6 protein-coding genes are annotated in these 4,699 nt (G+C 68.1%); 2 read left to right on the forward strand and 4 right to left on the reverse strand.

All coding sequences use genetic code 11. The features are described from left to right. Nucleotides 1-356 (reverse strand): helix-turn-helix domain-containing protein (locus EBH09_RS18460; RefSeq protein ID WP_238697354.1); only part of this gene is annotated, 356 nt, incomplete at its 3' end. Nucleotides 357-751: 395 nt separating this feature from the next. Between EBH09_RS18460 and EBH09_RS18470 the strand changes: the two genes are divergently transcribed. Together EBH09_RS18470 and EBH09_RS18475 are read left to right on the forward strand one after the other, a co-directional pair. Continuing rightward, the gene (locus EBH09_RS18470; RefSeq protein WP_121748098.1) at nt 752-1,627 is read left to right on the forward strand and encodes a helix-turn-helix transcriptional regulator; all 876 of its coding nucleotides are present in this window, start codon (nt 752-754) and stop codon (nt 1,625-1,627) included. Further along, nucleotides 1,624-1,836, forward strand: a complete 213-nt coding sequence (locus tag EBH09_RS18475; protein ID WP_121748099.1) for a DUF397 domain-containing protein — start codon at nt 1,624-1,626, stop codon at nt 1,834-1,836. The genes EBH09_RS18470 and EBH09_RS18475 overlap by 4 nt, the downstream gene beginning before the upstream one ends. Nucleotides 1,837-1,851: 15 nt before the next feature. Here EBH09_RS18475 and EBH09_RS18480 read toward each other — a convergent pair whose 3' ends face one another. From EBH09_RS18480 to EBH09_RS39010, 3 genes are all read right to left on the reverse strand, one after another. After that, nucleotides 1,852-2,217: a PH domain-containing protein gene (locus EBH09_RS18480; RefSeq protein ID WP_121748100.1), complete on the reverse strand. Its 366-nt coding sequence runs from the start codon at nt 2,215-2,217 to the stop codon at nt 1,852-1,854. Nucleotides 2,218-2,319: 102 nt separating this feature from the next. Beyond that, nucleotides 2,320-3,936 (reverse strand): methionine--tRNA ligase, encoded by a 1,617-nt coding sequence (gene metG, locus EBH09_RS18485; RefSeq protein ID WP_121748101.1) that lies wholly within the window; start codon nt 3,934-3,936, stop codon nt 2,320-2,322. 110 nt (nt 3,937-4,046) lie between these two features. Then, the coding region (locus EBH09_RS39010; RefSeq protein ID WP_238697355.1) for a VWA domain-containing protein at nt 4,047-4,699 on the reverse strand (653 nt) is incomplete at its 5' end.

Here is a 4,699-nt window from a genome sequence, read left to right on the forward strand (position 1 = left end):
GTGCGGGTGACGATCCGGCCGGTGGACGTGCGCGTACACGTGCGTTGCAGGTAGCCGTGCTTCTCCAGCTCGCGCAGCCCGGCGGCGATGCGGGTGGGGCCCTCGGGGAAGCGGGCGGCAAGGGTCTTGATGTCGACGGAGGTGCCCTGGCGCACGGACTGGATGTAGCAGGAGAGTCCGATGGCGAGCAGGGACAGCTCCTCGTGCTGGAGGAGGTGGTTGCCGACCACCGTGAAGCTCTCGGTGTGGCGGACGTTGTCGTGGACGACGCCCGCGAGCGGCTGCTCGTGGGGGTGGTCTTCGTCCGGGGTTCGGGACGTGGCGGGCGTGGGCGCGTTAGGGTGCTGTGCATCCATCGGGGAAGCGTCTTCTTCCTTGGTGGTCAGGCCCTCGCATTGGGAAGCCACTCCCGGCGGGGGCCGTCGCATGTCTGGTGGTCGTGTCGCCGCTGAGCGTAGGGCAGACAACCGGTCCCGAATCCAGCCGAGTTGGCATATTCACTCGCGGGAGTGACCGCGCCCGACGGGAGGGAGGGGAGGGGCTTGGTGGGGTGCTTTCTCCCCAGTTGGTGGTTCACAGGGGGCGCAGGTGCGACCGGCACCCGGCTCGTCGCGTTCCGGAGTTCCTCAGTGATGGCGCCGTCGCGTACGGTCACTGTCCGCCGGTTGTCCGGTGGTGTCCGGGCTTGTCAGGGCCGTGCGTACGGGTAGGGCGTGGCTGATACGCGGCGGTACGACGGAGGGGCGCGCGCATGTCGGTGGACGGTGAGGTTCGACAGCTCAGGACCGAGGCTGACGAGCCCGGGTGGGAGGTGGACCCGGACGACGAGTGGGGCGTGGCGGTGGTCGCCACCGTGGGACGGCAGTTGAAGCTGCGCCGGGAGGCCGTGGGGATGCGGGCCGGTGACTTCGGCAGGGCCGTCGGGTACGGCGAGGATCTCGTCTACAAGATCGAGGGCGGGAAGCGGATTCCCCGTCCGGAGTACCTGGAGATGGCCGACGAGGTGCTGGAGGCCGGTGGGCTGCTCGCTGCCATGAAGGAGGACGTGGCGAAGGTCCGGTATCCGAAGAAGGTGCGGGATCTTGCGCAGATGGAGGCCAAGGCGGTCGAGATCGGGATCTACGTGTGCAGCAGCATCCCTGGGCTGTTGCAGACTCCCGAGCATGCGCGTGCCCTGCTGGAGTCGTGGCAGCCGGCCTACTCCCCGGAGGACTTGGAGCGCCGGGTTGCCGCCCGCATGGCTCGCCGAGCCATCTACGACCGGTGTCCCGCGCCCGCGCTGAGCTTCGTCCTGGAAGAGGCCACGCTTCGTCGCAGGGTCGGGGGCACAATGGTGCGGCAACAGCAGTTCGAACGTGCGCTGGAGGTGGGGCGGATGAACAACGTCACCCTCCAGGTGATGCCGATGGGCAGTGGACCACATCCCGGCATGAGCGGCAGGATCGAAGTGCTGAAGTTCGAGGACGGCACGGCGGTGGGACGCTCCGACGGGGCGTTCAACGGCCGCCCGACGCACGATCCGAGGCAGCTGCGCGTCCTTGAACTGCGGTATGGCACCATCCGGGCCCAGGCTCTTCCACCGGAGGAGTCTCTGGCGTTCATCGAGCAACTGCTGGGAGAAACATGATCCGTAAGCCCACCGCCGGGGATGCCTCCGAACTGGCGTGGTTCAAGAGCAGTTATAGCGACGGACCCGACGGCGACTCCTGCGTCGAGATAGCGGCCACCCTCGGCACCGTCCACGTCCGTGACTCCAAGTACCGCGACGCGAGCCCCCGCCTCGCGTTGGCTGCGCAGGCGTGGGCGGGCTTCGTGGCGTACGCGTCCGGGAGCTGAAGAGCTGCCGTAGTCCTACCGCGCCACGAACTGGGTCAGGATCGCCTGGACCTCGTAGATGTCGACGCCCTTGGTGAAGGTCTTCTGGATGGGGGCCTGGGAGCCGGAGAGCCAGATCTTCAGCTCGGCGTCGAGGTCGAAGGTGCCGGCCGTCTCGACCGCGAAGTGCGTGATGCTGCGGTACGGGATCGAGTGGTACTCGGTCTTCTTGCCCGTGATTCCCTGCTTGTCGACCAGGATCAGCCGCCGGTCGGTGAACAGGATGGTGTCGCGGATCAGCAGGTACGCGGCGTGGATCTGCTCACCGTGGCCGAGCAGTCGCGCGTACTCCTGCTGCGCCTGGGCCGGGTCGATGCTGTGTGCGTTGCCGAACAGTGCCATGGATGGTCCCCCCACGTGAATTCGCGATGGGTCCGATCCTCGCAAAGCACGGGGCCCGGGAGAAGGTCTGCCCCTCCCGGGCCCCGTGCTGTAGCGAGCGCGTTACGCGGTCGGCTTCTCCTCGAGACGGGGGAAGAGCACCGCGCCCTTGGTGACCGTGGCGCCGGCGGGCAGGCGGCCCCAGTCCGCCGCGTCCTGGACCTTCTGGTGCGCGAGGGCGCCCAGGGGGGCCTCCGCGCCGAGCGAGTCCCAGAGCTTCTGGGAGGTGTCCGGCATGATCGGGTTCAGGAGGACCGCCACCGCGCGGAGGGACTCCGCGGCCGTGTAGAGGATCGTCGCGAGGCGCGCCTTGCCCTCGTCGGACGTGTCCTTGGCGACCTTCCAGGGCTCCTGCTCGGTGATGTAGCCGTTGACCTGCTTGACGAAGTCGAAGACGGCCAGGATGCCGCCCTGGAAGTCCAGCTCTTCGCCGATCTTCCGGTCGGCCTCCGTGACCGCCTTGGTCAGACCGTCCTGGATCGCCTTCTCCGCGTCCCCGTCGGCCGTCGCGGCCGGCAGTTCGCCGCCGAAGTACTTGTTGACCATGGCCGCCACGCGGGAGGCGAGGTTGCCGTAGTCGTTGGCCAGCTCGCTGGTGTAGCGGGCGGAGAAGTCCTCCCAGGAGAACGAGCCGTCCTGGCCGAAGGCGATCGCGCGCAGGAAGTACCAGCGGTACGCGTCCACGCCGAAGTGCGTGGTCAGGTCCTGCGGCTTGATGCCGGTCAGGTTGGACTTCGACATCTTCTCGCCGCCGACCATCAGCCAGCCGTTCGCGGCGATCTTCCCGGGCAGCGGGAGGCCCTGGGCCATCAGCATCGCCGGCCAGATGATCGCGTGGAAGCGGAGGATGTCCTTGCCGACCAGGTGCACGTCGGCGGGGAACGTCGACTCGAACTTCTCGGGGTTCTCGTTGTAGCCGACCGCCGTGGCGTAGTTCAGCAGGGCGTCGACCCACACGTAGATGACGTGCTTGTCGTCCCACGGGACCGGCACGCCCCAGTCGAAGGTCGAGCGGGAGATGGAGAGGTCCTGGAGGCCCTGGCGGACGAAGTTCACGACCTCGTTGCGCGCGGACTCGGGCTGGATGAAGCCCGGGTTGGCCTCGTAGTGGGCGAGCAGCTTCTCGCTGTACTCGCTCAGCTTGAAGAAGTAGTTCTCCTCGCTGAGGATCTCGACCGGCTTCTTGTGGATCGGGCACAGCTTCTGGCCCGCGTACTCGCCCTCGCCGTCGAGCAGCTCACCGGGGAGCTTGTACTCCTCGCAGCCCACGCAGTACGGGCCCTCGTAGCCGCCCTTGTAGATCTCGTCCTTGTCGTACAGGTCCTGCACGAACTCCTGGACGCGGTCGGTGTGCCGCTTCTGCGTGGTGCGGATGAAGTCGTCGTTCGCGATGTCGAGGTGCTCCCACAGGGGCTTCCAGGCCTCGGTGACGAGCTTGTCGGCCCAGGCCTGCGGGGTGACCCCGTTCGCCTCGGCCGTGCGCATGATCTTCTGACCGTGCTCGTCCGTGCCGGTGAGGTACCACACCTTCTCGCCGCGCTGGCGGTGCCAGCGGGTGAGCACGTCGCCTGCGACGGTCGTATAGGCGTGGCCCAGGTGAGGAGCGTCGTTGACGTAGTAGATGGGGGTCGAGACGTAGAACGCCTTCGCCCCCTGCTTCTCGTTTCCAGTGGCCGCCATGGTCGAAATCCTACTGGTCGGATGGAGATCGACTCACACGCGTTTCGGGGGGCGGACAGGGGCGGTCTCCCCTGTCCGCCCCCCGTCGGGCGGTTCCGGTGCCTGGCGGCCTACGGGCGCCAGGTGGCCAGTACGCCCTCGTAGAGCTCCTTGTCGGTGAGTTCCTTGGGAGTCTCGCCGGCGAGGAAGTGGGACGCGTTGCCCGTCTTGAGTTTGCGGAGGTAGTCGAAGGCCTTGTTCTCCGGGTCACCGAAGGCGACGAAGGAGAAGTGGACGTTCGGGTGGTCGGCCGCCGCCTTGGTGAGGGACTGGGTGGCCGGGGTCTTGGCGTCGGGGGCGCCGTCGGTCTGGAAGACCACCAGGGCGGGGGTGCCGGGAGCCTCTTCCTCGGCGTGGTGGGCGAGGACGGCTTCCACGGCGGCGTGGTAGCTGGTGCGGCCCATGCGGCCGAGTGCTGCGTGCAGCTCGTCGATCTTGTTCTCGTGGTCGGTGAGGGTCAGCTCGCCGGTGCCGTCCACCTCCGTGGAGAAGAACGTGACGTGGACCGTCGCCTCGGGGTCCAGGTGGGCGGCGAGCGCGAGGGTCTGCTCGGCGAGGGCCTGGGCGGAGCCGTCCTTGTAGTACGGGCGCATGGAGGCGGAGCGGTCGAGTACGAGGTGGACGCGGGCGCGGGTGCCGGTGAGGTCGTGCTTCTTGAGGGCGGTGCCGGCGGCCTTGTAGGCGGTGGCCAGGCCGGGGGCGCGGGAGCGGACGCGGGCGGCGG

Origin of the sequence: Streptomyces sp. E2N166, assembly GCF_003671715.1 — a bacterium.
Taxonomy (GTDB): Bacteria; Actinomycetota; Actinomycetes; order Streptomycetales; family Streptomycetaceae; genus Streptomyces; species Streptomyces thinghirensis.